The sequence below is a fragment of the Kribbella sp. NPDC051718 genome (assembly GCF_040681515.1).
Taxonomy (GTDB): Bacteria; Actinomycetota; Actinomycetes; order Propionibacteriales; family Kribbellaceae; genus Kribbella.
The window spans coordinates 1,113,703-1,138,512 of record NZ_JBFAYZ010000001.1; the positions used below are offsets into that span (position 1 = coordinate 1,113,703).

Sequence of the window (24,810 nt, forward strand, 5' to 3'; positions counted from 1 at the left end):
ACGGCCGGAAAGTTATGCCGGGTCGTATTCGGGGTGGGTGCGGCTCGAGTTCAGCGGAGAGATCTGGTCGCCGACTGGAGCGTCTCGTCGGGCCAGCAGAATGAACGGCACCGCGAGGAGCTGGATGCCGGCGCTGACGACGTACGCCTGCCCATAGCCCCACACGTCCGCAGCCCTCCCGAGCGCCGGCTGGATGACCACGCCGCCGGCCGAGCCGAGCAGGTTGTCCGAGGACAGCACGGTCGCCCGCTGAGCGGACGGGATCAGGCTGTTCAGGAGTGCCTGCCGGACAGGAGTGATAGCTGCGAAGACGGTCGCCCAGATCGCCAGCAGGACCAGCGCCAGCCAGAAGGTGGAGACCAGCCCGATCAGGACCAGCACGACGGCCGTGACGACGGCGATCAGCAGAAATACCGAAGTACGGGATCGGAAGAGTCGGCTCACAGCTGGTGCAGTGACGCCGCTCAGGATCTGCGCGAGGGCGACGATGGCAGCAGAGACCCCTGCGACGGCGTACGAGTCGGCGTGGCCGTAGAGCTGCAGGAGGTACGGCTGGGCGGCGTAGAAGCCGTACATGCTGACACCTGCGGTGAAAGGGGCCGCGAGCATCAACCAGCGCACCGGCGGGTTGCGCAGGCCGTGGTCGAGCGATGAGCGCAGGATGTCCCGCATCTCAGCAATGACCGACACACGCGGCTTCGGCGCGAACCCGACGTCATGCATCGCCCGCCAGGCCACGACGAAGGTCAGGACGAGTAGTACGGCGCGTACCAGGTACGGCGTACCGAGGTTGGTCGACTGAGCCAGTACGCCACCAGCGATCGTGCCGCCGACCATAGCGACACCACTAGCGACCTGCCCCTTGGCGAATGCCGACTCGAGCGACCCCTGGTACCCACTGGCCGCCAGCCCGTCGACCAGCCAGGCCTCCGTCGCCCCGCTGAAGAAGGTGAACCCGAGCCCGAGCAGCGCCGACGCCACCGCCCAGGGCGCGAACCCTGCCTTGACCTGCCACAGCAGCAGGTAGAGCAAGGTGGACCCGACCAGGGTGGCCGTCCCCAGCAGGTACGACGCCCGCCGGCCGACCGTGTCCGCGACGACGCCCGTCGGCACCTCGAACAGCACCTGCCCCAGCGTGAAGAACGCATTGGCCGCGAATGCTTGACCCACGCTCAGCCCGGCGTCCAGCAGGAACAGCGTGTTGATGCCCCAGATCATCGACGAGGCAGCCGTCGACACCACCATGAGCGTCAGGTAAGTCCGTAACAGACGATCTGCCGTCGATCGCATCGTGCACCCCTTTCATCGCCTCACCCGGTACGTCGGAGCGCCCGCGACCGTCTCGACCTGGTTGTCCACAGGCGGGCTCGATCGTGCCCCCGGCAGTCTGCGGAATATGGCACGATCTGTGACATGAGCGGCAAGACGGACGACGACCAGCGGTTGCGCGATCTCGCGCTGCTGCGGCGCGTCCGGGACCGGATCGACCGGGAGTACGCGCAACCGCTCGACGTCGAGGCGCTGGCCCGGGGGGTGAACATGTCGGGTGGGCATCTCAGCCGCCAGTTCCGGCTTGCCTACGGAGAGTCACCGTACGCCTATCTGATGACCCGGCGGATCGAGCGGGCCATGTCGCTGCTGCGGCGGGGCGATCTGAGCGTCACGGACGTGTGCTTCGAGGTGGGGTGCTCGTCGCTGGGTACTTTCAGCACCCGGTTCACCGAGCTGGTCGGCGTACCGCCGAGTGTGTATCGCAAGCAGGCCGCGGGGGAACTGGCCGGGATGCCGACGCTGCTGTCGAAGCACGTGAGCAGACCGATCAGGAATCGAGAAGCGCCCGGCCCCGAGTCACGGCTAGCGTGACGGCCATGGACATCACGATCAGCGCGAGTTTTCTCCCCCACAACGATCCGGATGCCGCGCTCGCGTTCTATCGCGACGCGCTCGGCTTCGAGCTGCGCAACGACGTCGGCTACAACGGCATGCGCTGGCTCACCGTCGGCCCGCCCGGCCAGCCCGGCACCAGCATCGTGCTGCACCCGCCGGCGGTCGACCCCGGCATCACCGAGGAGGAGCGCAAGCTCATCACCGAGATGATGGCCAAGGGCACGTTCGCCAGCATCCTGCTCGCGACGCCCGATGTCGACGCGGCGTTCGCCAAGCTGCAGACCACCGACGTGGAGATCGTGCAGGAGCCGATCGACCAGCCTTACGGCGTCCGGGACTGTGCCTTCCGCGATCCGTCCGGCAACATGGTCCGGCTCCAGGAAGCGCGCTGACGACGATGCCGAAGAAAGAACATGTTGCTGACAGCCACGACCTGATCCGGGTCCAGGGCGCGCGGGTGAACAACCTGAAGGACGTCAGCATCGAGATCCCGAAGCGCCGGCTGACGGTGTTCACCGGCGTCTCGGGGTCGGGCAAGAGTTCGCTCGTGTTCGGCACCATCGCGGCCGACTCGCAGCGGATGATCAACGAGACCTACAGCACCTTCGTCCAGGGCTTCATGCCGACGCTCGCCCGGCCGGACGTCGACGTGCTGGAGGGGCTGACGACGGCGATCATCGTCGACCAGGAGCGGATGGGGTCCAACCCGCACTCCACGGTCGGCACGGCGACCGACGCGAACGCGATGCTGCGGATCCTGTTCAGCCGGCTCGGCACCCCCCACATCGGCTCGGCGCAGGCGTTCTCCTTCAACGTCGCCTCGATCAGCGGCGCCGGCGCGGTCACCTTGACGAAGAGCGGCCAGACCACGAAGGAGCGGCGCAGTTTCAGCATCACCGGCGGCATGTGCCCGCGATGCGAGGGCCGCGGCTCGGTCACCGACTTCGATCTGACCGCGCTGTACGACGCGTCGAAGACGATCAACGAGGGCGCGCTCACCATCCCCGGCTACAGCATGGACGGCTGGCAGGGCCGGATCCTGCGCGGCTGTGGCTTCTTCAGCGTCGACAAGCCGATCGCGAAGTTCACCAAGAAGGAACTGCAGGCGCTGCTCTACCAGGAGCCGACCAAGATCAAGGTCGAGGGCATCAACCTCACCTACAGCGGCCTGATCCCGCAGATCCAGAAGTCCTTCCTGGCCAAGGATGTGGAGGCGATGCAGCCGCACATCCGCGCCTTCGTGGAGCGGGCGATCACCTTCCAGACCTGCCCGGAGTGCGACGGAACCCGGCTGAACGAGGGCGCCCGCTCGTCGAAGATCAACGGGACCAACATCGCCGACTGCTGTAAGATGCAAATCAGCGATCTGGCCGACTGGGTGCGCGGTCTGAAGGACAAGTCGGTCGCGCCGCTGCTGGAGAAGCTGGAGCACACGCTCGACTCGTTCGTGGAGATCGGCCTCGGCTACCTGTCGCTCGACCGGCCGGCCGGCACGCTGTCGGGTGGTGAGGCGCAGCGGGTCAAGATGATCCGGCACCTCGGGTCCTCGCTCACCGACGTCACCTACGTCTTCGACGAACCGTCGATCGGGCTGCACCCGCACGACATCCAGCGGATGAACGAGCTGCTGCTCCGGCTCCGCGACAAGGGCAACACGGTGCTCGTGGTCGAGCACAAGCCGGAGATGATCGCGATCGCCGACCACGTCGTCGATCTCGGGCCGGGCGCCGGCACCGGCGGCGGCACGATCTGCTTCGAGGGCACCCTCGAGGGGCTGCGGACCAGCGACACGTTGACCGGCCGGCACCTCGACGACCGGGCGTCGCTGAAGCCTTCGCTGCGGGAGCCTTCCGGTTTCCTGGAGATCCGGGGTGCCAGTTCGCACAACCTGCAGTCGGTCGACGTCGACATCCCGCTGGGAGTGCTGACCGTCGTGACCGGTGTCGCGGGGTCGGGGAAGTCGTCGCTGATCCACGGGTCGGTGCCGCCGTCCGCTGATGTGGTGTCGATCGACCAGGCGGGGATCAAGGGGTCGCGGCGTAGCAACCCGGCGACGTACACGGGACTGCTCGAGCCGATCCGCAAGGCATTCGCGAAGGCCAACGGGGTGAAGCCTGCTCTGTTCAGCGCGAACTCCGAGGGCGCCTGCCCGAACTGCAACGGCGCCGGGGTGATCTACACCGACCTGGCGATGATGGCCGGGGTCGCGACCACTTGCGAGGTGTGCGAGGGGAAGCGGTTCAAGGAAGAGGTGCTGGAGTATCGCTTCGGCGGGCGGGACATCAGCGAAGTACTGGCGATGTCGGTCACCGAGGCGGAGAAGTTCTTCGCCGAAGGAGACGCCCGGACGCCGGCCGCGCACAAGATCCTGACGTACCTGGCGGATGTCGGCCTCGGCTACATCAGCCTCGGCCAACCGTTGACGACGCTGTCCGGCGGTGAACGCCAACGCCTCAAACTGGCAACCCACATGGGCGAAAAGGGCGGCATCTACGTCCTCGACGAGCCGACCACCGGCCTCCACCTGGCCGACGTCGAGCAACTCCTCGGCCTGCTGGACCGCCTGGTCGAGGACGGGAAATCAGTCATCGTCATCGAACACCACCAGGCAGTGATGGCCCACGCCGACTGGATCATCGACCTCGGCCCCGGCGCCGGCCACGACGGCGGCCAAATCGTCTTCGAAGGCACCCCCGCCGACCTGATCACCCACCAATCCACCCTCACCGGCAAACACCTCGCGGCCTACGTCGCATCCTGATGCTGTACTCCGGCCCGCCGCTGCGTGACGAGTTGGTCTCGCAGGCCGCAGTACGACCGGCAGACGTCCACGAGTGCCTGACGGACCCCACCGTCAGGCACTCGCTGACGTGGGCCGACCGCGCGGCATCCGATCCATCGATGCTCTACTTCGGCATCTTCCGCTCCGAGGTCCTGGTCGGCCAGATCTTCCTCCACGACCGCCACCTGGACGAGGCTCTGGTCGGCTATCACCTCTTCGCCGCCGCCCACCGCGGGCACGGCGTCGGCACAGCAGCCCTACGCCTCCTCCAACACCACGTCGCCGAGTCCCCGGACCTGAAGCGCCTGATCGCGATCACGTCCTCCGACAACCTCGCCTCCCAACGCCTGGCGCTCCGCTGCGACTTCACCCTCGTCGGAGCACCCCGAGAAGACCCGACCGGCTTGCTCTACTCCTGGACCACCCTGTGACCACCGACCCACCGTGGTTGGTGGTCATCACCATCCTCGCTCTCGGAGCCGCCAGTTGGCTTCCGCCGATCCGCAAGGAAGCGGCCCCCTGGCCGATACTCGTGGCCTTCTACGCCGGCTTCTTCGGCGCCGCCATCGCCGGCGAAGGCAGCCACTGGCTGCTGGCCACGCTGGCCCTCGCGATTTCGGTGGCTGCAACGGGCTGGCTGGGCCGGCATTGGCGGATCAGCAGGCGAGGGTCTTCTGGTAGCAGCGCGCCAGCTGATCGTTGACGTACTTGCCGTACGGCTCGGTCGATCGATAGCCGCAGCGTTCGTACAAGGCAATCGCCTCCGGCTGCCGCTCACCCGTTGCCAGGCGGAGTGCCCGATAGCCCACGCCTGACGCCAGTTCCTCGAGGCCGGCCAGTACAGCCGACGCGATCCCGCGCCCGCGAAAGGCCGGCTCGACATACATCCGCTTCAGCTCGCCCACGAGCGGATCCCCAGTCGGCTGCAATGCCCCACACCCGACGCCTCGTCCATCCACCCGCGCCACCAGAAACCGCGCCCTCTCGTGCACCGTCGAGCGCCCATCGCCCCCATAGCGCGCCACCAACTCCCGGAAGGCGGCCGCCAGCAGCCCGTCCAGCTCCCCGTCCCCCATCACCCGCTCTTCGATCAGCACCGGGTAATGCTAGGCGCGGCCTACTAGCAGGACTGCTCGACCACGAGCAGGTGGTTGTGATGCTCGTCCTTGAACTCACCGGCAAGGAAGTCGGTGCAGTCACCTGCCTGCCGGACGACGGTGTCGGTCAGATAAGGCCGAATCTCCGCCGCAAAGCTCTCGCGCTGCTCCGGAAGCACATCACGGGCCTCGTTCGCGTAGAACCGCAGAACCCGCACCTTCGGATCCCTGAGCAACTGTTCCACCCGCTTCCACGGCATCAGTTCGTCACCACCCCGCAACTGCCACCAGACGCCGTGCTCATCCGTGAACTCCCCCTCAACAACCGGCTGACTCCACACAACCGCCGGCTCACTAGGCCCCGACCCCGAAGCCTGCACCTCAGCAAAAATCGCTGCAAAACTCTTCCCGCGCTCACCCCTCCGCTTGTGTCCCATCACCCCATCATCACCCCGCGACCCACCACGGGTCAGGTACTTAGATGCTCGTGCACCATCTGCCACCGACCTTCACGCCTGGCCAGCGCATTGGTACCTCGCCCTCGCCCCTCGCATCGCCTACCGTCGACGAAGCCCACCCAATGAAACCTGTACCGGACAACGGCGAAGTCCGCCGAGACATAGACCCATCGCACGTCGCTGATCGTGTAGACCTCGTCCCGGATCGCGTCGAAAGTGCGTTGCACGGCAGCCGCGATCGCCTCGACTCCCTCGTACGCCCCGTCCGTGAGCCAGTAGCTCGCGTCATCCGCGATGAGCTCCCGCAACCGGCCGACGTCGTGCGCGTTGGTTCGCTTGCCGTACTCCACCAGGAACGCGTCGAGCTCGACGCTGAGCGACTCGGCTTGCTTCATACCCGCAGCCTGGCAGGGCCTGCCGACAGTTCTGTGGCAGGCTTCGGAGATGGGTGGGACGAGGCTTGAGCATGTTCGGGCGACGTTTCGGACCTGAACGCCGCCGTGGAGTGGTACACGACTGTCCTCGGGTTCGAGGCCGAAATCCGTTTGTGTTCAGAGATGGGCGCTGCTTCGCTGTCAGATGTGAGTGCAGTCAAATGGATCGACACGCGATGGAGAGACTGGCGGGCGTACCGGGTGCGCAACGCCTACTACGGCGCCTGCCCGGCCTGCCTGCACGACTGGCGTGAGCATCTGCCCGACGAGGGCTGTAGCGAATGTCAGTACGAGATCGACCACGAGGCCCCGGGCGCACCGCTGACGTCGTGCTCGGAGCCGGCTCCCGGGGTCACCTTCTAGAAAGATTGTCACGCATATTGACCGCACGCGGACAGCGCGTCATGATCGTCGAGGTAATCGATAGGAAAGTTTCCTAACTTAGTTCGGCCCAACTCCTACGCCCCAGGATTGAGGTTCGAGATGCGCTCACGCATGCTCAAGATCGCCACTGCCGCCTTCGCAGCCGGCTCACTCGCCCTCGGTGCGGCAGCCGCCGCCCAGGCCGCTCCCAGCGCAGTACAGGCCGACCCCGCCAGCATCGGCGCGGCGCCTTACCTGTATCTCGGCTGGGGCAGCCCGCAGAAGGCGACCGACATCATGAAGGCCGCCGGCAACAAGTGGTTCACGATGGCCTTCGTACTGGCCGACGGCAGCTGTAACCCCAAGTGGGACGGCAACCGCAGTCTCACCGGCGGCAACGACCAGTCCGTCATCAACAGCATCCGCGGCGCCGGCGGTGACATCATCCCGTCGTTCGGCGGCTGGGACGGCGACAAGCTCGGCGTCCGGTGCACGTCGGCCTCCGCGCTGGCCGGCGCGTACCAGAAGGTGATCAACGCCTTCGGGCTGAAGGCGATCGACATCGACATCGAGAACACCGAGTTCCAGAACAACACCGTCCAGCAGCGGGTCGTCGACGCGCTGAAGACGATCCGGGCGAACAACGCCGGGCTGAAGATCTACATCACCATGGGTACCGAGCAGGGCGGCCCGGACTCGTGGGGCAGCGGCCTGATCACCAAGGCGAAGAACTCCGGCTTCACCCCGGACGGCTGGGTGCTGATGCCGTTCGACTTCGGCGCGGGGTCGGGCAACATGGCGACGCTGACGCAGAAGGCGTCCGAAGGCCTGAAGGGCAAGCTCAAGACCGCGTACGGCTGGAGCGACGACACGGCGTACCGGCACATGGGCATCTCGTCGATGAACGGCAAGACCGACGACGGCGAAACCGTCCGGGTGTCGGACTACCAGGCGATGCTCAGCTACGCCCAGCAGCACCACCTGGCCCGCTTCACCTTCTGGGCCATCAACCGCGACCGCCAATGCAGCAGCGGCGGCGACGCCGGCTCCGACTGCAGCGGCATCTCCCAGAGCACCTACGCCTTCACCAAAATCGCCGCCCAATTCCACGGCTGACCCACAAGGCGCCCCGGCACCCTGCACCGGGGCGCCTTCACCGGCCTCTCGAGGCCTGCGGTTTCCGCTGGCGATCTGCGATCCTTGGCCGCGTGGAACTGGCAACTGAGCTGCTTGCGATGTTCTTCCGGGCAGACCCTGTGGGAATCAACTTCGAGACCAACACAGACGAGTACGAGCCCGAGGTTCGAACGGTCCTACCGCGCCTGCCCGATGCGTCGAACGCCATCGACGTGCAGCGAATCCTGCATGAGGAATTCTCTGCCTGGTTCGGCAGCAGCGCCGGTCCGGCTGAGCAATACGAGTCGCTGGCTCGGGACGTCTGGCAACTGTGGTCGCGCACCCAGGAAATCCAGGCGGATCGACTGTAGCCCCAACTCGTTCTACCGCGCCTTCCTCGCGTGGACGGGCAGCACGCCTGAAGCCGCCGGCCGGGACTCCGGTAGGCGGCTACTCCCACTCCCAGCGCAGGCCGACCAGGCCCGGCGGGATGTCCCTTTCGACCAGATGTGCGCCGTACGTCGATCCCACCCATACCTCGCGGAGTCCTTGATCGGGGGCGTCCTCGCGCCGTCTGCTGTACCGGAAACATCGGGCCGGTAGCGCTGCGGGATCGAACTGCACCTGGAGGAGGTAGTCGCCGGTTTCGGCAGGAAATGCGCGGTGGTAGTGGTTCGAGGTGATGCATGAGGGGAATCTGGTCTCGTACTCGATGGCCGCTGTCTCGCCGGTGTTCAGTACCCGGTCGAAGATCAGCTCGGCCACGACGAACTCCTCGTCAGGGTCGGAACGGGTCCGCCCGATGCGGCAGTTGCGGACCGGGTGGACGGTCGGCAGGCCGCTCCCGGCGTCGTCGTTGTGATAGACGAACACGCTGCGGGAGATCCTGTCGGCGGTGGCGCGCACGACCGCGCGGGTGACCAGCGAGACCACCTCCCGGTTCGGACCCAGTGAGAACAGGTCGTGCAGGCTGACCCGGTAGAGGTGGTTGTGCACAGGGGTGTCGACGGCCCGTAGCAGCCCCTCGAGGTTTTCGGCGCCCGACCACACGTCGGTCATCTCCATGGTGCCCGGTGGGTGGTCCAGCCAGCGCCCGCGCGGGCGGCGGGGGCCGAGCTGGGCGGTGAGCGCGTCGGGCGGCAGGCCCAGGATGCCTTCGAGTGCCGAGACGGCCAGAAGGGAGGCCGGGCGCTCGGGCCGGCTGCGCCCGCGGCGCCAGTAGGCCAGCGTGGTCTGGCTGACCATGATGTGCTGCGCCGCGAGCTGGTTCTGGATCTCTTCCAGCCGCAGGCCGCTGGACTCGATGGCCAGGTGCAACGCGGCGGAGAACGGCCCGGTTCGGAGCACGTGGGCCAGTTCCCGGCTGATGGTCTGCTCTCCCATGAGCAGAGTATGCCTCTCGAACCCTCAGTTACTGAGGGCTGACGCCGGCCGGCCGGCGCGCTGCGGACGCGCCGGCCGGCCAACTTGGTGTCAGGAGGCGGACAGCGTCACGTCGTCGACGACGAAGCTGGTCTGGAGGGACTGGTCCTCCACCCCGTTGAACTTCAGTGTCGCCGTCTGGCCGGCGAACTGCTTCACGTCGAGCACCTTCTCGACGTACCCGCTGGCCTGGTTCAGGTTCGAGTACGTCGCGAGCGTGGTGCCGCCGAGCGAGACGGTCAGCTTGTCGTACGCCACGTTCTCGGTCTCGTCAGTGTCGATGTGCAACCAGAATCGCAGCGTTACCGTCGGGCAGCCTGCGGGGACGGTTACCGACTGTGACGCGGAGTCGGTGTAGGTCTGGCCGTGACCGTTGAGCCACGCGTACCGACTGCCGCCGTGTGCGGGCTGGTCGGACCAGGTGCCGATCACGTTGGCAGTCGCGGTCCACGGCGTGCTGCCGCTCTCGAAGCCGGAGTTGCTGACGACCTGCGCCGCCGTGCAACCGCCGGAGTCACCGACGGTCCAGGTGAACGTCGTCTGCCCGGTCTTGCCGGCCGAGTCGGTGACGGTGACGGTCACGTTGGAGGTGCCCTGGGACGTCGGCGAGCCGGTGATCTTGCCCGTACTCGAGCCGATGGACAGTCCGGCGGGGAGCCCGGACGCGCTCCAGGTGTAGGGCGAACTGCCGCCGGTCGCCTGCAACTGGAGGTTCGCCGTGCCGCCGACCGGGGTGGACTGATTGCCCGGGTTCGTCACCGAGGGGCCGGCCGGAGTACCACCGCCGATGAAGGCGGTGTACAGCAGGACGTTCGGCGAGCCCGTCTTGATGCCGGACAGCTTGTCCTTGCTGCCGTTGTTGACCAGCGCGTCACGGACCTGTTGCGGGGTGGCGTTCGGGTTCGCGCCCAGGTACAGTGCCGCCGCGCCGGCGGTGTGGGGCGAGGCCATCGACGTACCGGTCATCGTCGCCGTGCCGGTGTTGCTGTTGTAGGCGGCGGAGACGATGTTCGTGCCGGGCGCCCAGATGTCCAGGCATGAACCGTAGTTGGAGTCGGTGTAGCGAGCATCCGAGCTGGTGCTGTTGCCGACTGTGATGGCCGCCGGCACCTTCTGCGGGCTGAAGTAGCACGCGTCGTCGGTCTTGTTCCCGGCCGCCTGGACGAACTGCATGCCGGAGGCAATGATCGCCTTGACCGCGTTGTCCATCGCGTCGCTGCTGCACCGGCCGCCGCAGCCGACGCTGTAGTTGACTACAGCAGGCTTGACGGCGTTGGCCTTGATCCAGTTCATGCCGGCCAGGATGTCGTCGTCGGCACCGTTGCCCTGACAGTTCAGGATGCGAACGGAAACAACGTTTGCTTTCTTGGCAACGCCGTATTTGGTGCCCACTGCGGTACCGGCGACATGGGTGCCGTGACCAGCGCAGTCGGTCGGGTCGTCGTCGTTGTCGACGAAGTCGATGCCCTGTTTGACCCGCCCGGTGAAGTCCTGGTGGTTCGCGTTGATCCCGGTGTCCAGGATGTAGACCGTGACACCCTGGCCGCCGTTGGCCGGATAGGTGAACGACTTGTCCAGCGGCAGGTCGCGCTGGTCGATCCGGTCGTCACCCCAGTTCGGAGGATTGGTCTGGGTGTCGGAGACGCTCTGCGTCTGGACCTGCTCGACCGCGGCGACGGACGGATCCGCGGCCAGCCGGCGCGCCTGGGCGTCGGTCATTCGGGCCGAGTAGCCGCCTACCACCTGGTCGTAGATGTAGCCGACGGAACCGCCGAACTTGCCGGCCAGGCCGTTCGCGCGGGTCCGCAGACCCGCCACGCTTGCCTTGCCCACGGGGGCGTCCTTCAACGTGACGATGTACTTGCCTGGTACCGCCGTTGAGGTGCCCGCGTTGCGGACGGGCCCCTCGGCGGCATGTGCGGCGGGCGCCGCCATGGTCAAGAAGCCGACCGTGACGGCTGTCGCGATCAGCACACGCGCTGTTCTCTTCCTCATGCCTGGTTCTCCTCTGACGGGCGGGTCTTGCCTGCCGAGGCTAAGGACGGTGGATCACCGGGCGATAGGTTCGCCAACACCTCCCGACCATCTGCTGTTTCAATACTGTTTTTTGACCTTCCTGAAGCGCGGATCAGCGGAACAACCTCATCTGGTGGTTGGCATTACTGGCTTGGAGAATGGGCGCGATATCGGCGAACGATCCGCTGCCCGACTGCTCCGCCAGACAGCTTCGGCATGGTCCGGAGCGTTGACAGTTGCCGAGGACACGGTTCTCGGCGTGGACGAACGCGGCGTCTGGATGGTCGGCCCGGATGACGTTCCAGGTGCCGGTGCGGTCTGGATCTGGCAGCGCCAGGGCTCCAGGCAGACTGGCAGGCGTCAGCGGTTGACGTAGGCCATGTGAGTGGGGTTGTAGCGGTCGCCGTGGACGCCGATGCGCTGGGCGAGGGAGTCGAGGTCGGCGCGCTCGTCGGCGGACAGGGCGACCTGGGTGGCGGTGGCGTTCTCCTGGATGCGGGTGGTGCGGCGGGTGCCGGGGATCGGGACGATCCATGGCTGCTGGGCCAGCAGCCATGCCAGGGCGATCTGCCCCGGGGTGACGTGCTTTGACGCGGCCAGGTCCTTCACGTGGTCCACCAGGGCTTGGTTCGCGGCGAGGTTGTCCTGGTCGAAGCGCGGGACGCGGTTGCGGATGTCGTCCTCGGCGAACGTGGCAGACGCGTCGACGGTGCCGGTGAGGAATCCCTTGCCGAGTGGGCTGAACGGAACGAACCCGATGCCCAGCTCCGCCAGGGTCGGCAGGACCTCGGCCTCGGGGTCGCGGGTCCACAGCGAGTATTCGCTCTGCACGGCGGTGACTGGGTGGACGGCGTGTGCTGCGCGGATGGTGGCGGCGGAGGCCTCGGAAAGGCCGAAGTGCATCACCTTGCCCTCGGCAATCAGTTCGCCGACGGTGCCGGCGACGTCCTCGATCGGGACGTCGGGGTCGACGCGGTGCTGGTAGAACAGGTCGATGACGTCGGTGCGTAGCCGCTTCAGGGACGCCTCGGCGACCCGGCGGATCTGCTCCGGTCGGCTGTTCAGTCCGACGCTCTTGCCGTCGCGGATGTCCCAGCCGAACTTGGTGGCGATCACGACCTGGCCACGGATCGACGAGAGTGCCTCGCCGACGAGTTCCTCGTTGACGTAGGGGCCGTACACCTCGGCGGTGTCGAAGAACGTGACGCCGTGGTCGACGGCGGAGCGCAGTACGGAGATCATGTCGTTGCGGTCGCCGGGGTTGGGCCCGTAGCTCTGGGACATGCCCATCGCGCCGAGCCCGATCGCAGAGACTTCCAGTCCTTGGCCGAGCGTCCTGCTGTGCATCGGGTCAGCCCTCCGTGGTGTGGGCACGGGCGTAGTCGTCGTCGGCGACGTGCTCGCGCCATGTGGTGGTTGTTGCGGGGGCGTCGGCGTTCTCGAGCAACGCGAGGTGCTCCATGAACCGGTCCGGCGTGGCTCCGTGCCAGTGCTCCTCGCCGGGTGGGGTGTAGATGGTCTGGCCGGGGGTGGCGCGGATCACGCCGCCGTCGCGGGTGCCGATCAGGGCGACGCCGTCGGTGATGTGCAGGGTCTGCCCGTTGGCGTGGGAGTGCCAGGCGGTGCGGGCTCCGGGCGCGAACCGTACGCGGGCGGCGACCATCCGCTGGCCGGGCTCCTGCGGGGCGGCGATCGGGTCGACCCACACGTCGCCGGTGAACTGCTCCGGCGGGTTCTTCACTGTCGAGGCCTGGGGAAGCTGCTTCATCGCTTCGTCTCCTTCGTTTCGGCTGCCTGCGACGCCGGCTCGTCGTCGAGCTCTCGCTTCGCGGTAGCAGCCAGGCTGGCCAGCAACTGCAGGCGCTCCTGGCTGGGCGAGCCGGGCTCGGCGGTGTAGATGAGGAACGACAGGCCGGGCTCGGCGGTCAGCTCCATGCCCTCGTAGGTCAAGGTGATCTCGCCGACGTCATGGTGGACGAACAGCTTGGTACCTGACCCGTGGCGGCGTACGTTGTGCGCGCCCCACCGGGTCCGGAACGCGTCGGATCGGGTGCAGAGCTCCCCGATCAGGTCGTGCAGCTGCTTGTCGCGGGGATCGCGGCCGGCCTCGGTGCGCAGGATCGACACCGTGATGTCGGCGGCGGCCTCCCAATCGGGGTAGAACGCCGTAGCCCGCGTGTCGAGGAAGCAGAACCGGGCCAGGTTGCCCTGCCCGGGCCCGTCGAAGACCTCGTCGTAGAACGCGCGGCCGAGGGCGTTGGTCGCGAGGATGTCCATCCGGCCGTTACGCACGAACGCCGGCCCGTGGTCGATGACGTCCAGCGCACGGGTCAGGCTCTCGCGGGCTACCCACGTTTTCGGCCTGCGCCTGCGCACCGGCTGGGCGGCGCCGCCCGCGACCCGGGCGAGGTCGAACAGGTGTTCGCGCTCGGCGTCGTCCAGCTGGAGTGCGCGCACGACGGATTCCAGGACGGCGTCGGAGACGCCGGCCAAATTGCCGCGCTCGATCTTGGCGTAGTACTCCGGGCTCACGTCCGCCAGCATCGCCACCTCGCTGCGCCGCAGTCCCGCCACCCGGCGTTGCCCGGAGACGGTCAGGCCGGCCTGCTCGGGGCTCAGGTTCGCCCGACGGGACATGAGGAACTCTCGTGCTTCGGTCCTGTTGTCCACGTCCTCAACGCTACGGCCTGAGGACGCCGCGAGGGATGCCCTGCCAGTACCTCCTTCATCCGGGACTCCCTACCCGCCCGAGGACGCGGTGTCATGGAACCACCAAACGCTCGGCGTCCAGGCGCGCCCCCGCCGAGAACGCGGCCCAGGGCCGCAAACCCCACTCTCAACGACTCCTTCCGGCAACACCCCGGGCGCCGAGACCGCCGCCGGAAACATGAAGAAGGAGAAACCCTTGACCGGCAAGACCAACAGCTCAGACGACCGAAACACCGGCTGGACCGGCGGGCAGAACGCCTTCGGCGACTTCGCCCCCGGGATGGTCCACTACACCGACAAGGTGCTGTTCGACCAGGTGTGGGAGCGCGACCTCCTGGCCAAGCGCGACCGCAGCCTCGTCACCGTGGCGGCCCTGACCGCCCTGGGCAAGACCGACCAACTGCAATTCCACCTCGACTTCGCCCGGCAGAACGGCGTCAGCGAGGACGAGCTGAAGGAAGCGATCCTGCACCTCGCCTTCTACACCGGATGGCCCAACGGCATGGACGCGATGACGGCGCTGAAGAACATCGTCGAGAAGGCGGACTGACATCGTGCACGGAGCCGTCATCCACGCTCCCGCGACGTCCGCTACGAGCAACGCCAGGACCCCGCAGATCGAACCGCCCACCGACGCCGTCATCCGGCTGGCCGCGAGCTGCGTGTGCGGATCGGACCTCTGGGACTACCGCGGCGCCGGGCACCGACAGCCATCGAAGGCGGACCGCGCGTCTGAAGGCTCCGCTCAGGATCTGGTGAATGTAGAGAATGCTCGACTCACTGAGCGGCCGGCAAACGTGTGGCTTGCACCGGTGGTCGCACTCATGTTGCTGCGGCGTTCGGTGCTGGACGTGGGGGCGCCCGTCGCAGTGGTCGCGACAGCGTCGCAGTTCTGAGTAGAACGAGTCCATGACGCGTGCATCGACGGCGCGACCTTCAGGTTACCGATGCTAGGAATGACGTGCTTACCGGTCTGGCTGCGGTAGTTCTTGCGCGTCTTGAAACCGAGCTTGGCATCCTTCAGGTGCTGCTCGATCAACTGCTGCACCGTGGCATCGGTCCGGGGATGCCTCTCGGCGCGAACCTGGGCGACGAACTCCGCTCTGACGCGTTCGACTTCCTTCTGCTGGTTCGGGCCAGCTGGAACGGTCTCGCGGAGCTACCGAGCGGGGTTGGTGACCGGGTCAATGCCCGCGTACACGCGAACCATGATCGACCCTGACCGCAGGAGCTCATCGTTGCCGGGCTGGCGCCTCTTCCGGCCGTCACGCTTCGCCATGTCGCACATGCTAGGACCGTGCCACGTGATCGGCTGAAGCACACAGCCCAGGTCGAGCGATACACGCTCTGACCTGGGCTTTCTTGCTGAGCCGCCTGTCGGAATCGAACCGACGACCTTCTCATTACGAGTGAGACGCTCTGCCGACTGAGCTAAGGCGGCGTGGCCCGGGGGCCGATGCAAGAGTGTAGCGGGATGGCGGGCTGATTCCGAATCGGATACCGGAACGCGGCGGGGGGTCGGAGACCTCGGCGGGGTGCAGGGGTGGAGGAGGGCGGGTCGGCTGGAGGTGGGCGAGGGCGGGGTGGTCGGCGGCGGAACCAAGGGCGGGAGAGTGGCGTCGAACGGGCCGGAGGGCGGCGTCGAAGGGGCGGGGAATTTGCGGGAATAGATGTTGTGGGAAATGCATTGACTTTGGTTGACGGGGTGGGTGAAACTAATGCCCGCAAGGACCAACTGACTAGGAGAAGCACTGTGACCGGCAAGCGGGAGTTCGGGAAGGCGTGGCGCCAAGGGCGCGATGTCATGCCTGCTTGCTTGCGATCCGTGCACCTGTACGCCGAAATCGAGCGGCTCTCGGGGAGCCTGAGCCCGGCGTGCGGCGGTCCACCTGACTGATCATCCAGCATCAGTCAGGAGCCGCCAGAGCCGGGAGAGTCCGGGCCCAGGCGGCTCTTTTGTTTTCACCATCAATGCGATGTGAATTGCGCTTCGTGCTGCCCGATTCTTGATAACTGGATATGCCAATTTGCAATAGCGAGCTGTAGGCCAGCGGCCAGGCCACCTCATTTGGGATGAGGGGATCGGGGGTTCGAGTCCCTCCAGCTCGACCGGGCGCCCGCAGGATGCTCAGCTACCGGCCGAGTGGGCGCCGAACCAAGGGACGACGGCGGCGATCGGGGGAGGCTCCGAACCGCGACCGTCGCCCACGCACGCGCCCTGCGCCGAAAATCCGAAAATCCGGCGCAGGGCCGGTGCACGCCCGTGGCTCAACCGGAGAGAGCACCTGCCTACGAAGCAGGGGGTTGCAGGTTCGAGTCCTGCCGGGCGTACCGACGCTGTGCCGCACCGAGAAAGCAGACCCGGCAACTACCTGTCGGGCACACTGGAGGAGAGGAGGAACCAAGCATGAGCGGTGTCATAGTGCTCAACGCCTCATATGAGCAGCTCCACGTCGTGTCGATCCAGCACGCCATCCGGATGCTCGTCCGGGAGGTCGCGGTCGTCGAGGAGGCGCACGACGGCGCCAGCATCGGCCCGTTCCCCTTCCCCCGCGTACTGCGACTGGTCCGGTACGTCGTGACCAAGTGGCGCTACGCGTCCGGCCGGCTGCAGTACACCCGGGTCGGCGTACTGAAGCGTGACAAGTACCGCTGTGCGTACTGCGGCCAAACCGGCGCCACCACGATGGACCACGTCGTACCGCGCTCCCGTGGCGGCCGTGGCGAGTGGCTGAACGCCGTCGCCGCGCACGCGCGCTGCAACGAGAAGAAGGGCTGCCGCACGCCCGAGGAAGCCGGTATGCCGCTGCTGTGGCAGCCGTGGATCCCCTCGCGTGCCGAGTTAGCACTCTGACGTAGTACCCACCGGGTATGGCGTCAGAGCCATGCCAGGTGGGTGACGGCATCCCACCCTCGGTTCTGACCCGAGGTCCCGCAGGTTCGAGTCCTGCTCTGGCAGCTTCAGCATGCCGTAAAACAAGAAGAGGAGTGGAGATGAACGTTCAGTACCCGGTTGAGCTGAGTGGGGCGAAGAGCTCCACTCTGATGTGGGCGCAGGAGCATGAGGTGGGCGCGCAGGCGCTGCAGCAGCTTCGGAACATCGCTGCGCTGCCGTGGGTGCATGGCGTCCGGGTGATGCCGGATGTGCACCTGGGCAAGGGCGCGACCGTCGGGTCGGTCATCGCGATGTACCAGGCGGTGTCGCCGGCTGCGGTCGGAGTCGATATCGGCTGTGGCATGGAGGGGGTGCTCACTTCACTGACGGCTGACGACCTGCCGGACGACCTGGCCGGCATCCGGTCGCGGATCGAGGCGGCGGTACCGGTCGGTTTCCGGGCGCACGAGTACCCGGTCAGTGTGCGCAAGCTCGGGCTGGATCGCGGGTGGGACCGGTTCTGGGGTTCGTTCAGCAGCCTGCACGACGGCGTACAGGACCGGGAGAAGAAGGCGCACCAGCAGATGGGTTCGCTGGGCGGTGGCAACCACTTCATCGAGGTCTGCCTGGACGACGACGACCGGGTCTGGCTGATGCTGCACTCGGGTTCGCGCAACATCGGCAAGGAGCTGGCGGAGCGGCACATGCGGATCGCGAAGGCGATGCCGCACAACGCCGACCTGCCGGACCGCGACCTGGCGGTCTTCCTGGCCGGTACGCCGGAAATGGATGCCTACCGTCAGGACCTCACCTGGGCGCAGGAGTACGCCTCGCGGAACCGGGCCGTGATGCTCGCCCTGGTGATGCAGGCCGTCCGGGAGTCGTTCGAGCAGGAGATCACCTTCGAGAAGCCGATCTCCTGCCACCACAACTACGTGGCGGAGGAGACGATCGACGACCTCGACCTGCTGGTCACCCGCAAGGGTGCGATCCGGGCCGGGCTGGGTGATCTCGGTCTGATCCCGGGGTCGATGGGGACCGGTTCGTACGTCGTCCGCGGGCTCGGCTCGGAGCAGTCGTTCTACTCGGCCTCGCACGGGGCAGGCCGGCGGATGAGCCGCAACGAGGCGAAGCGCCGCTACACGGTCGACGACCTGATAGCCCAGACCGCCGGAGTGGAGTCCCGAAAGGACGCCGGCGTACTGGACGAGCTGCCGGCGGCGTACAAGGACATCGAGTCGGTGATCGCGGCGCAGTCGGATCTGGTCGAGGTCGTCGCGCATCTCAAGCAGGTCATCTGCGTCAAGGGCTGAAGCCGGCCGCCGTGCTCAGGGGACACGGCGGCCGGGTCTACTGAAGGGTTGAACATGTCGCTTGCCAACGCGCTGGAAGCGGTGGTCCGAGACCTTCGGAACACCGGTGGGATCGAGTTGCGGATCTCGGACGAGCCGGCGACCAGCGATCCTGGGTACGAGTCGGTGCTGCTGCTGTCTGGTCGACGGAGCTGGACGGGGCTGCTCGCGCCGATCGCGTTGACGGACGACGAGCGGTTGGCCCACGTGGCCGACCAGATCCAGGAGTTCGTCTTCGAGGAGCTGGCACGCCTCGGGCTTCCGGTCACCTGGCCGGAGTGCCCGGAGCACCCGGCGTCCCATCCACTAACACCGGTACTGACCTCAGGCCTGCCGTCCTGGCAGTGCCCGAGGTCCGGCGACACGGTCGCCCCGATCGGCCAGCTCCACAGCTAGCCGGTGTGGCCGCCGCAGCACGAGTCGCCGTGGGGGCACGGCGGCCGGGCCGAGGTGAGGTCCGCCTGATGGCAAGGGCAGCGGTTTGCTAAACCGTCGATCGGTCATCGAGCCGGTTCGCGAGTTCGAATCTCGCCCTCACCGCGCAACAACAACTAGTCAGAGAGGAGGACCGGCTATGGCCGACCTCAGAAACAAGCGGAGGAAGATTCCTGGCGGTAGGACCGGTGCTCCGGTCCAGCAGGGTCATGCTCTGCGACGCGTGCACCTCGCCTGCGGGCATGTGCAGCGCGATCGGATCGCTCACGCGGGCGATCACGTGTGGTGTGAAACAGACTGCGCCGACTGGGTCCGAGTGGTCTCGGTGGAGGAGTAGTCGAGAATCTGTACGCCGGTCGGCTGCGACCGGCGTACAGGTATTCAGAGGAAGAGTTTGTCTGGGTTGAGCAGGTTGGCGGGGTCGAAGATCGCCTTCAGCTGGCGTTGCAGGACTAGGCCTACTGGGCCTAGTTCTTGGGCTAGCCAGCGGGACTTCAGTTTGCCGATGCCGTGTTCGCCGGTGATGGTTCCGCCGAGGGACAGGCCTAGGTTCATGACGGCACCGAAGGCTTCCAGGGCGCGAGCCTCGGCGGCCGGGTCGTCGCGGTCGAACACGACCGTCGGGTGCATGTTGCCGTCGCCTACGTGCCCAGGGCAACAAATCAGTACGTCGTACTTCGTACCGATCTCCGCGATCCCCTGCAGCAACGCGACCAGCTTGCTGCGGGGTACCGCGACGTCGTCGATCAGCGTCGCGCCGAGCGGCTCCAGCGCGGGATTCACCAATCTGCGGGCCTCCAGCAACATCTTGGACTCCTCCGCGTCGGAGGCCTCCGCCACCTCGACAGCCCCGTACTCCGTACAGATCCGCGCGATCGCCGCCACGTCCTCCGCCGCCCGCGGACCCCGATCCGACTGCGCGATCAGCAGCGAACCCACGTCAGCCGGCAGCCCCATGTCGCGGTAGTTCTGGATCGCCCGCGCCGTCGGCCCGTCGAGGAACTCGAGCAGCGACGGCCGCAACCCCGAGGCCATCACGGCAGCAGCCGCGGCGATTCCCGCTTCGATCGACAGGAAGGTCGCGGCTGCGGTCAACGCCGCCTCGGGCTCAGGCCGGAGCGCAAGCGTCGCCTCGGTGACCACGCCGAGCGTCCCCTCCGATCCGACGATCAACGAGGTCAGGTCGTAGCCGGCCACCCCCTTCGCCGTCCGCCGACCGGTACGCACCACCTCGCCCGATGCGAGCACTACCTCGAGACCTCGCACGAAGTCGCCGGTCACGCCGTACTTCACGCAGCACAGCCCGCCCGCGTTGGTCGCGATGTTGCCACCGATCGTGGACATCTCCCACGATGACGGGTCCGGCGGATAGAACAACCCCTGTGCCAGCACGGCCCGCGACAGCTCGGCGTTGACGACTCCGGGCTGGACGACGGCGATCTGGTCCTCGGCCGAGATCTCCAGGATGCGGTTCAGGCGCGACGTCGACAGCAACAGGCAGCCGTCGAGCGCGTTGGCAGCACCTGAGAGACCGGTCCGCGCGCCCTGCGGTACCACCGGTACGCCGTACTCCCCCGCTGCCCGGAGTACCTCCTGCACCTCCGCGGTCGACGAAGGCCGCACCAACACGGCGGGGATCCCGGCCTCGCAGAAGGTCGCGTGGTCATTGCGATGGCTGTCCAGTACGTCGGGGTCGGTGACGACCGCCTTCTCCCCCAGCGCGGCGCGCAGTCGCCCGATCAGCAAGTCAGTGCTCATTCCTCATCCTGTTCAGCCAGCAGTCGCAGGATCAATTCGGCCCGGCGCACTCGTTCGCGCCCGAGCGCCTCGGCCGTCGCGGCCAGGTGGGCGCCGACCGGGTAGATGTTCGGCGCGTTCCGCAGACCCATCTTCAAGTAGACCGGCGCCGCCACCCGCACCACATCCGGTACGTCGTAGAAGCGCACATGCCCGCCCTGATCGTCGGGGACTTCGATGTACATGTCGATCGGCACTGTCGTCACTGCGCGGATCTCCGCGAGCACGTTGATCGGGAGGTCGGTGGACACATTCAGGCTGGTCGCGCCGAGCCGTTCGTAGAGCGCGGCGGTCGGTGCGTTGGGCAACGGCATCAGCACCGAGGTCTTCAGCACGAGGTCCGCCGGCAGCTCGCCTTCTTTCTTCAGCAGGCCGAGCAGTTCGAGTACGCCGATGTCGCCGACCAGCAGGCTCCGTACACCCAGCTCAACCGCACGGTAGGCATCACACAGCGATGCAGCGACCATCTCGTTGCCTCTAGCAACTCCACCGACAGCAGCCGAGACCTTCGCCTGCCCACCCGTGTCCCAGGCACCTCGCGGGCCGAGGAAGAGACAGACCTCGACATCGTGATCGGCGCCCAGGGCAAGCATTTCGTCGATCTCGCCGTCGGTCAGCATCATCACGCCACTGCCTTGCGAGACGCGATGCACCGTCACGCCGCGCGCGGCGGCCTCGTCGAGGACGGTCCGCATCACGGCCGGCCCTTCGCAGCTCGGAATCTCGACCTTGTACTGCGCTCCGTCGGCGAACCGGCCTTTGGAGGTGAAGTCCTGGGCCGGGGTGATCAAGCCGCGCTCGGCGAGCAACAGGCGGGCCTCGCGCAGGTTCATGCCTCTCCCCAGCCCATGATTCTCCTCCAGTTCATGACTCGCCCCAGCTGGTCAGCTCGCCCGTGGGGCCAGTGAGCTCTCGTGCGGTGCCGGTGATCTCGAGGTCGAACCGGTCGCCGACCTCGGCCAGCAGCGCCGGCGTCACCATCAACTCGTTCGGTCTCAACGTGTCGGCGATCCGCGCCAGGCGCAGCTCGGACCAGTCGCGCCGGCCGCTCATCGTCACTGCGCCCAGGATCGCGGCTGCGTCGTCCTCCAGCACCATCGGCAGCCGGGATCTTCTTGCTCCGCCCGCGCCGGAGGTGAGTGCGTTGACGTAACTGGCCCGCAGGTCGATCTGTTCGAGCATCCTGGCGGGGATGACATCTGCGAGGCCGAGTCCGGAGGCGTTTCCGTGGGAGGCCTCTGATAGGCGGTGCACGCTCACGGCGGCGATCGACGGGGACTCGAACTCGGGGATGCCGTAGACCCAGCAGCGGCCGAGGACGTTGGTGTCCATGCCGGTGCCTGATTTGTCCTTGCCCATCTCGTCGACCACGAGGACGTCGAGGTCGTCGAACGGGAGTCGGGCCAGCAGGCTGCCGGCTCGTTGCAGGAGTGCGTTCTCTGCTGCTCCAGCGATGCCGTCGGGGGTGACCAGCTCGACGGAGGCTGTCTTCTCGTAAGCGTTCTCGATGATCGCGAGGCCGCCGAGGATCTTGCCGGCGGCGATGACCGTGCGGGCGGCTTGTTCGATGGAGGAGCCGAGGAGTGGGATGCCACCGGCGTGCAGGGCGGCGGCGCCTTGGTGGTTGCCGAGTCCGATCGCGAGGATCTTGCCCAGGCCGCTCTCGACGGGACCGTGGAAGTCGGTGTGCGGCTTCACCCTGTTGATGAGTAGGACGCCGTCGGCTTTGGCGGCCAGGGCGTCGTGGTGTACCGGCGTACCGTCCGGCAAGTTGCCCAGGACAACCGTCTCCATGGTCGCCTCGATCGGGCAGCCGATGGATTCCTCGGTGACGCCCAACCCTGCCAGCATCTCCCGCTGACCATCAGCCGTTGCGCCACCGTGCGAACCCATCGCCGGTACTACGAACGGCTCGGCACCCCTCGCCCGCAACCAGTCGACAGCCGCTCGTACGACGGTCACCAGGTCGTGGATCCCCCGACTCCCCGCTGTCACCGCGATCCGGTCCCCGGGGTGGATCGCGGTGGCCAGCGGTTCGAGCGCCCGTTGCGCGGCGGCATACGGATCGTCCTCCGTCGGTACGTCATGCAGCAGTCGGCGGATGGGCGTGACCTGCGGCAGGGTGCCAGTCGGTCGCAGGCCGCGGACGGCTTCGAACGGCCCCCACCCCTGATCTGTAGGCATTAGTGGCTCTGGCGGGCTACGGCTGAGCCGGTGCGGCCTACTAGGAAGTCTAGGTCGCAGCCTTCGTTTGCCTGGGTTACGTGGTTTACGTAGAGGCGGGCCCAGCCTCGGTCTGCCGGCTTGGTGGGGGGTGGGGCGGATTCCCAGGCGGCTCGGCGTTTGGCTAGTTCTTCGTCGGGGACGTCCAGGTGGAGGGTGCGGGCGGGGACGTCCAGCTCGATCCAGTCGCCGGTTTGGACCAGCGCTAGCGGGCCGCCTACTGCTGCTTCGGGGGCTACGTGGAGGACCACCGTGCCGTACGCCGTGCCGCTCATGCGGGCGTCCGAGATGCGGACCATGTCGTCCACTCCTTGTTCGGCCAGCTTGCGAGGGATGGTCATGTTGCCTACCTCGGGCATGCCGGGATAGCCGCGCGGGCCGGCGTTCTGGAGGACCAGGACGGTGTCGGCGTCGACGTCCAGATCGGGGTCGTCGACGGCCAGGTCGTACTCCTCGATGCTGCTGAAGACGAGCGCTTTACCGCGGTGCTGCAACAGTCTCTCGGAGGCTGCGGACTGCTTGACGACGGCACCATCGGGGGCCAGATTTCCTTTGAGTACAGCGGTTCCGGCGCCGCTGCCCAGCGGGTTGCCGACGGCTCGGATCACCTGGGTGTCGACGGTCCGCTCGGTGTTCGCGACGTTTTCGCCGATCGTCTTGCCGGTGACGGTGATCGCGTCGGCCTTCAGGAGCGGGAGGATTTCGCGCAGGACGGCGGGCAGGCCGCCGGCGTAGTAGAAGTCCTCCATCAGGTACTTGCCGGACGGCTGCAGATCGACCAGCCACGGTACGCCGCGAGCCCACTCGTCCATGTCGTCGAGGGTGAGGTCGACGCCGACCCGGCCGGCGATCGCGAGCAGGTGGATCACCGCGTTGGTCGAACCACCGATCGCCGCATTGGCCCGTACCGCGTTCGCGAACGCGTCGCGGGTCAGGATGTCGCTCGGCTTGAGGTCTTCCTCGACCATCTGCACGATCCGTTGGCCGGCCTGCTGGGCGATCGCGTACCGGCGGGAGTCGACGGCCGGGATGGCGGCCGAGCCGGTGAGCTGGAGGCCGAGCGCTTCGGCCATACAGGCCATCGTGGACGCCGTACCCATCGTCATGCAGTGGCCGTTGCTGCGCGACATCCCGGATTCGGCGGCGGCGTAGTCCTCCTGCGTCATCCGGCCGGCATTGACGTCCTGGGTGAAGCGCCAGACCGCAGTACCGGAGCCGATGTCGCAACCGCGGAACTTGCCGTTCAGCATCGGGCCGCCGGTCACCACCAGAGTCGGCAGGTCGACGGAGGCCGCGCCCATGATCGAGCCCGGCGTGGTCTTGTCGCAGCCGGTCAACAGGACGGCGCCGTCGATCGGGTTGCCCCGCAGGGATTCCTCGACATCCATGCTGAGCAGGTTGCGGAACAGCATCGCGGTCGGCCGCAACATCGTCTCGCCCAGCGACATCACCGGAAACTCAAGTGGGAACCCGCCCGCCTGCCAAACACCGCGCTTGACCGACTCCGCCAGCCTGCGCAGATGCGCATTACAAGGCGTCAGCTCGGACCAGGTGTTGCAGATCCCGATGACCGGCCGGCCGTCGAACACCTCGTCGGAGAACCCCTGAGCCCGCATCCACGACCGGTGGATGAACCCGTTGCGATCCTTCTCCCCGAACCAGTGATCGAAGCTCCGGCGTCCGGTCCCGCCGCCTGCGGCGGCGGGAGAAGGTGGGGTGGACGCACCGGCGGAGCTGGGTGGGGCGCCGTCTGGGCGGCCGGTCTTCTCCGGGGTTGGGTCGCCGGTGGCGGGTGGGAGGGTGGAGTCGCTCAAGGGGAACCTCCGCGGTTGTCGGAGTGCGGG

General features: G+C 67.1%; 26 protein-coding genes and 5 tRNA genes. 17 read left to right on the forward strand and 14 right to left on the reverse strand.

Annotation, left to right across the window (positions count from 1 at the left end; translation table 11 throughout):
• Positions 1 to 12 precede the first annotated feature (12 nt).
• Complete coding sequence (locus tag AB0M15_RS05440) at positions 13 to 1,290, reverse strand: MFS transporter (RefSeq protein WP_363814153.1); 1,278 nt, start codon at positions 1,288 to 1,290, stop codon at positions 13 to 15.
• A 123-nt stretch (positions 1,291 to 1,413) separates the two neighbouring features.
• Here AB0M15_RS05440 and AB0M15_RS05445 point away from each other — a divergent pair, with 123 nt between their 5' ends.
• Genes AB0M15_RS05445 through AB0M15_RS05465 form a run of 5 tightly spaced genes read left to right on the forward strand, consistent with a single transcriptional unit; the run spans position 1,414 to position 5,372 of the window.
• Entirely contained in the window at positions 1,414 to 1,863 is a 450-nt protein-coding gene (locus tag AB0M15_RS05445) for a helix-turn-helix transcriptional regulator (RefSeq protein ID WP_363814155.1), read from the forward strand.
• Positions 1,864 to 1,868: 5 nt separating this feature from the next.
• Positions 1,869 to 2,279 (forward strand): VOC family protein, encoded by a 411-nt coding sequence (locus tag AB0M15_RS05450; protein WP_363814157.1) that lies wholly within the window; start codon positions 1,869 to 1,871, stop codon positions 2,277 to 2,279.
• On the forward strand, positions 2,276 to 4,648 hold the full coding sequence (locus AB0M15_RS05455; RefSeq protein WP_363814577.1) for an excinuclease ABC subunit UvrA: 2,373 nt from the start codon (positions 2,276 to 2,278) through the stop codon (positions 4,646 to 4,648). The genes AB0M15_RS05450 and AB0M15_RS05455 overlap by 4 nt, the downstream gene beginning before the upstream one ends.
• Positions 4,648 to 5,100 carry a GNAT family N-acetyltransferase gene (locus AB0M15_RS05460; RefSeq protein ID WP_363814159.1) on the forward strand — a complete coding sequence of 151 codons (453 nt, stop codon included), beginning with the start codon at positions 4,648 to 4,650 and terminating at the stop codon, positions 5,098 to 5,100. Before AB0M15_RS05455 ends, AB0M15_RS05460 begins: the two co-directional genes overlap by 1 nt.
• Positions 5,097 to 5,372, forward strand: a complete 276-nt coding sequence (locus AB0M15_RS05465) for a hypothetical protein (protein WP_363814161.1) — start codon at positions 5,097 to 5,099, stop codon at positions 5,370 to 5,372. Before AB0M15_RS05460 ends, AB0M15_RS05465 begins: the two co-directional genes overlap by 4 nt.
• On the opposite strand, the gene AB0M15_RS05470 is transcribed toward AB0M15_RS05465, so the two are convergent.
• From AB0M15_RS05470 to AB0M15_RS05480, 3 genes are all read right to left on the reverse strand, one after another.
• Positions 5,326 to 5,766 carry a GNAT family N-acetyltransferase gene (locus AB0M15_RS05470; RefSeq protein WP_363814163.1) on the reverse strand — a complete coding sequence of 147 codons (441 nt, stop codon included), beginning with the start codon at positions 5,764 to 5,766 and terminating at the stop codon, positions 5,326 to 5,328. The genes AB0M15_RS05465 and AB0M15_RS05470 overlap by 47 nt on opposite strands.
• 23 nt (positions 5,767 to 5,789) lie before the next feature.
• Complete coding sequence (locus tag AB0M15_RS05475; RefSeq protein WP_363814165.1) at positions 5,790 to 6,146, reverse strand: hypothetical protein; 357 nt, start codon at positions 6,144 to 6,146, stop codon at positions 5,790 to 5,792.
• A gap of 89 nt (positions 6,147 to 6,235) precedes the next feature.
• Positions 6,236 to 6,619 carry a DUF4440 domain-containing protein gene (locus AB0M15_RS05480; RefSeq protein WP_363814167.1) on the reverse strand — a complete coding sequence of 128 codons (384 nt, stop codon included), beginning with the start codon at positions 6,617 to 6,619 and terminating at the stop codon, positions 6,236 to 6,238.
• 186 nt (positions 6,620 to 6,805) lie between these two features.
• Here AB0M15_RS05480 and AB0M15_RS05485 point away from each other — a divergent pair, with 186 nt between their 5' ends.
• The 3 genes from AB0M15_RS05485 (at position 6,806) to AB0M15_RS05495 (ending at position 8,508) form a co-directional block, all read left to right on the forward strand.
• Positions 6,806 to 7,021 carry a hypothetical protein gene (locus AB0M15_RS05485; RefSeq protein WP_363814169.1) on the forward strand — a complete coding sequence of 72 codons (216 nt, stop codon included), beginning with the start codon at positions 6,806 to 6,808 and terminating at the stop codon, positions 7,019 to 7,021.
• Between the two features lie 120 nt (positions 7,022 to 7,141).
• On the forward strand, positions 7,142 to 8,137 hold the full coding sequence (locus AB0M15_RS05490) for a chitinase (RefSeq protein WP_363814171.1): 996 nt from the start codon (positions 7,142 to 7,144) through the stop codon (positions 8,135 to 8,137).
• A 92-nt stretch (positions 8,138 to 8,229) separates the two neighbouring features.
• Entirely contained in the window at positions 8,230 to 8,508 is a 279-nt protein-coding gene (locus tag AB0M15_RS05495) for a hypothetical protein (RefSeq protein ID WP_363814173.1), read from the forward strand.
• 79 nt (positions 8,509 to 8,587) lie between these two features.
• Here AB0M15_RS05495 and AB0M15_RS05500 read toward each other — a convergent pair whose 3' ends face one another.
• From AB0M15_RS05500 to AB0M15_RS05520, 5 genes are all read right to left on the reverse strand, one after another.
• Positions 8,588 to 9,520, reverse strand: coding sequence for an XRE family transcriptional regulator (locus tag AB0M15_RS05500; RefSeq protein WP_363814175.1), 933 nt, complete (start codon positions 9,518 to 9,520; stop codon positions 8,588 to 8,590).
• Positions 9,521 to 9,610: 90 nt separating this feature from the next.
• Positions 9,611 to 11,554: a S8 family serine peptidase gene (locus AB0M15_RS05505; RefSeq protein ID WP_363814177.1), complete on the reverse strand. Its 1,944-nt coding sequence runs from the start codon at positions 11,552 to 11,554 to the stop codon at positions 9,611 to 9,613.
• A 381-nt stretch (positions 11,555 to 11,935) separates the two neighbouring features.
• Entirely contained in the window at positions 11,936 to 12,922 is a 987-nt protein-coding gene (locus tag AB0M15_RS05510) for an aldo/keto reductase (RefSeq protein WP_363814179.1), read from the reverse strand.
• 4 nt (positions 12,923 to 12,926) lie between these two features.
• Positions 12,927 to 13,343: a cupin domain-containing protein gene (locus tag AB0M15_RS05515; protein WP_363814181.1), complete on the reverse strand. Its 417-nt coding sequence runs from the start codon at positions 13,341 to 13,343 to the stop codon at positions 12,927 to 12,929.
• A complete protein-coding gene (locus AB0M15_RS05520) occupies positions 13,340 to 14,245 on the reverse strand; it encodes a helix-turn-helix transcriptional regulator (RefSeq protein WP_363814183.1) in 906 nt (301 codons plus the stop codon). The genes AB0M15_RS05515 and AB0M15_RS05520 overlap by 4 nt, the downstream gene beginning before the upstream one ends.
• 235 nt (positions 14,246 to 14,480) lie before the next feature.
• Here AB0M15_RS05520 and AB0M15_RS05525 point away from each other — a divergent pair, with 235 nt between their 5' ends.
• Together AB0M15_RS05525 and AB0M15_RS05530 are read left to right on the forward strand one after the other, a co-directional pair.
• Positions 14,481 to 14,834 carry a carboxymuconolactone decarboxylase family protein gene (locus AB0M15_RS05525; protein WP_363814185.1) on the forward strand — a complete coding sequence of 118 codons (354 nt, stop codon included), beginning with the start codon at positions 14,481 to 14,483 and terminating at the stop codon, positions 14,832 to 14,834.
• Between the two features lie 411 nt (positions 14,835 to 15,245).
• Positions 15,246 to 15,506 carry a hypothetical protein gene (locus AB0M15_RS05530; protein ID WP_363814187.1) on the forward strand — a complete coding sequence of 87 codons (261 nt, stop codon included), beginning with the start codon at positions 15,246 to 15,248 and terminating at the stop codon, positions 15,504 to 15,506.
• Positions 15,507 to 15,652: 146 nt separating this feature from the next.
• Here the strand turns inward: AB0M15_RS05530 and AB0M15_RS05535 are convergent.
• Positions 15,653 to 15,725, reverse strand: a tRNA-Thr gene (locus AB0M15_RS05535).
• Between the two features lie 595 nt (positions 15,726 to 16,320).
• On the opposite strand from AB0M15_RS05535, the gene AB0M15_RS05540 reads away from it, so the two are divergent.
• The 7 genes from AB0M15_RS05540 to AB0M15_RS05570 all read left to right on the forward strand — a co-directional run bounded on the left by AB0M15_RS05540 (position 16,321) and on the right by AB0M15_RS05570 (position 19,051).
• A tRNA-Pro gene (locus tag AB0M15_RS05540) sits at positions 16,321 to 16,393 on the forward strand.
• Between the two features lie 148 nt (positions 16,394 to 16,541).
• Positions 16,542 to 16,615: transfer RNA gene (locus tag AB0M15_RS05545), tRNA-Arg, on the forward strand.
• Between the two features lie 76 nt (positions 16,616 to 16,691).
• Positions 16,692 to 17,138, forward strand: a complete 447-nt coding sequence (locus AB0M15_RS05550; RefSeq protein WP_363814189.1) for an HNH endonuclease — start codon at positions 16,692 to 16,694, stop codon at positions 17,136 to 17,138.
• Between the two features lie 32 nt (positions 17,139 to 17,170).
• Positions 17,171 to 17,243 (forward strand) — tRNA-Gln (locus AB0M15_RS05555).
• Positions 17,244 to 17,329: 86 nt separating this feature from the next.
• Positions 17,330 to 18,472, forward strand: coding sequence for an RtcB family protein (locus tag AB0M15_RS05560; protein WP_363814579.1), 1,143 nt, complete (start codon positions 17,330 to 17,332; stop codon positions 18,470 to 18,472).
• Between the two features lie 54 nt (positions 18,473 to 18,526).
• The gene (locus AB0M15_RS05565) at positions 18,527 to 18,907 is read left to right on the forward strand and encodes a hypothetical protein (protein WP_363814191.1); all 381 of its coding nucleotides are present in this window, start codon (positions 18,527 to 18,529) and stop codon (positions 18,905 to 18,907) included.
• A gap of 53 nt (positions 18,908 to 18,960) precedes the next feature.
• A tRNA-Ser gene (locus tag AB0M15_RS05570) sits at positions 18,961 to 19,051 on the forward strand.
• 276 nt (positions 19,052 to 19,327) lie between these two features.
• Here the strand turns inward: AB0M15_RS05570 and AB0M15_RS05575 are convergent.
• Genes AB0M15_RS05575 through AB0M15_RS05590 form a run of 4 tightly spaced genes read right to left on the reverse strand, consistent with a single transcriptional unit; the run spans position 19,328 to position 24,780 of the window.
• The gene (locus AB0M15_RS05575; RefSeq protein ID WP_363814193.1) at positions 19,328 to 20,704 is read right to left on the reverse strand and encodes an FAD-linked oxidase C-terminal domain-containing protein; all 1,377 of its coding nucleotides are present in this window, start codon (positions 20,702 to 20,704) and stop codon (positions 19,328 to 19,330) included.
• Positions 20,701 to 21,576: a hypothetical protein gene (locus AB0M15_RS05580; protein ID WP_363814195.1), complete on the reverse strand. Its 876-nt coding sequence runs from the start codon at positions 21,574 to 21,576 to the stop codon at positions 20,701 to 20,703. The genes AB0M15_RS05575 and AB0M15_RS05580 overlap by 4 nt, the downstream gene beginning before the upstream one ends.
• Positions 21,577 to 21,607: 31 nt before the next feature.
• Entirely contained in the window at positions 21,608 to 22,927 is a 1,320-nt protein-coding gene (locus AB0M15_RS05585; RefSeq protein ID WP_363814197.1) for a DUF2088 domain-containing protein, read from the reverse strand.
• Positions 22,927 to 24,780 carry an IlvD/Edd family dehydratase gene (locus AB0M15_RS05590; protein WP_363814199.1) on the reverse strand — a complete coding sequence of 618 codons (1,854 nt, stop codon included), beginning with the start codon at positions 24,778 to 24,780 and terminating at the stop codon, positions 22,927 to 22,929. The genes AB0M15_RS05585 and AB0M15_RS05590 overlap by 1 nt, the downstream gene beginning before the upstream one ends.
• Between the last annotated feature and the right edge of the window lie 30 nt (positions 24,781 to 24,810).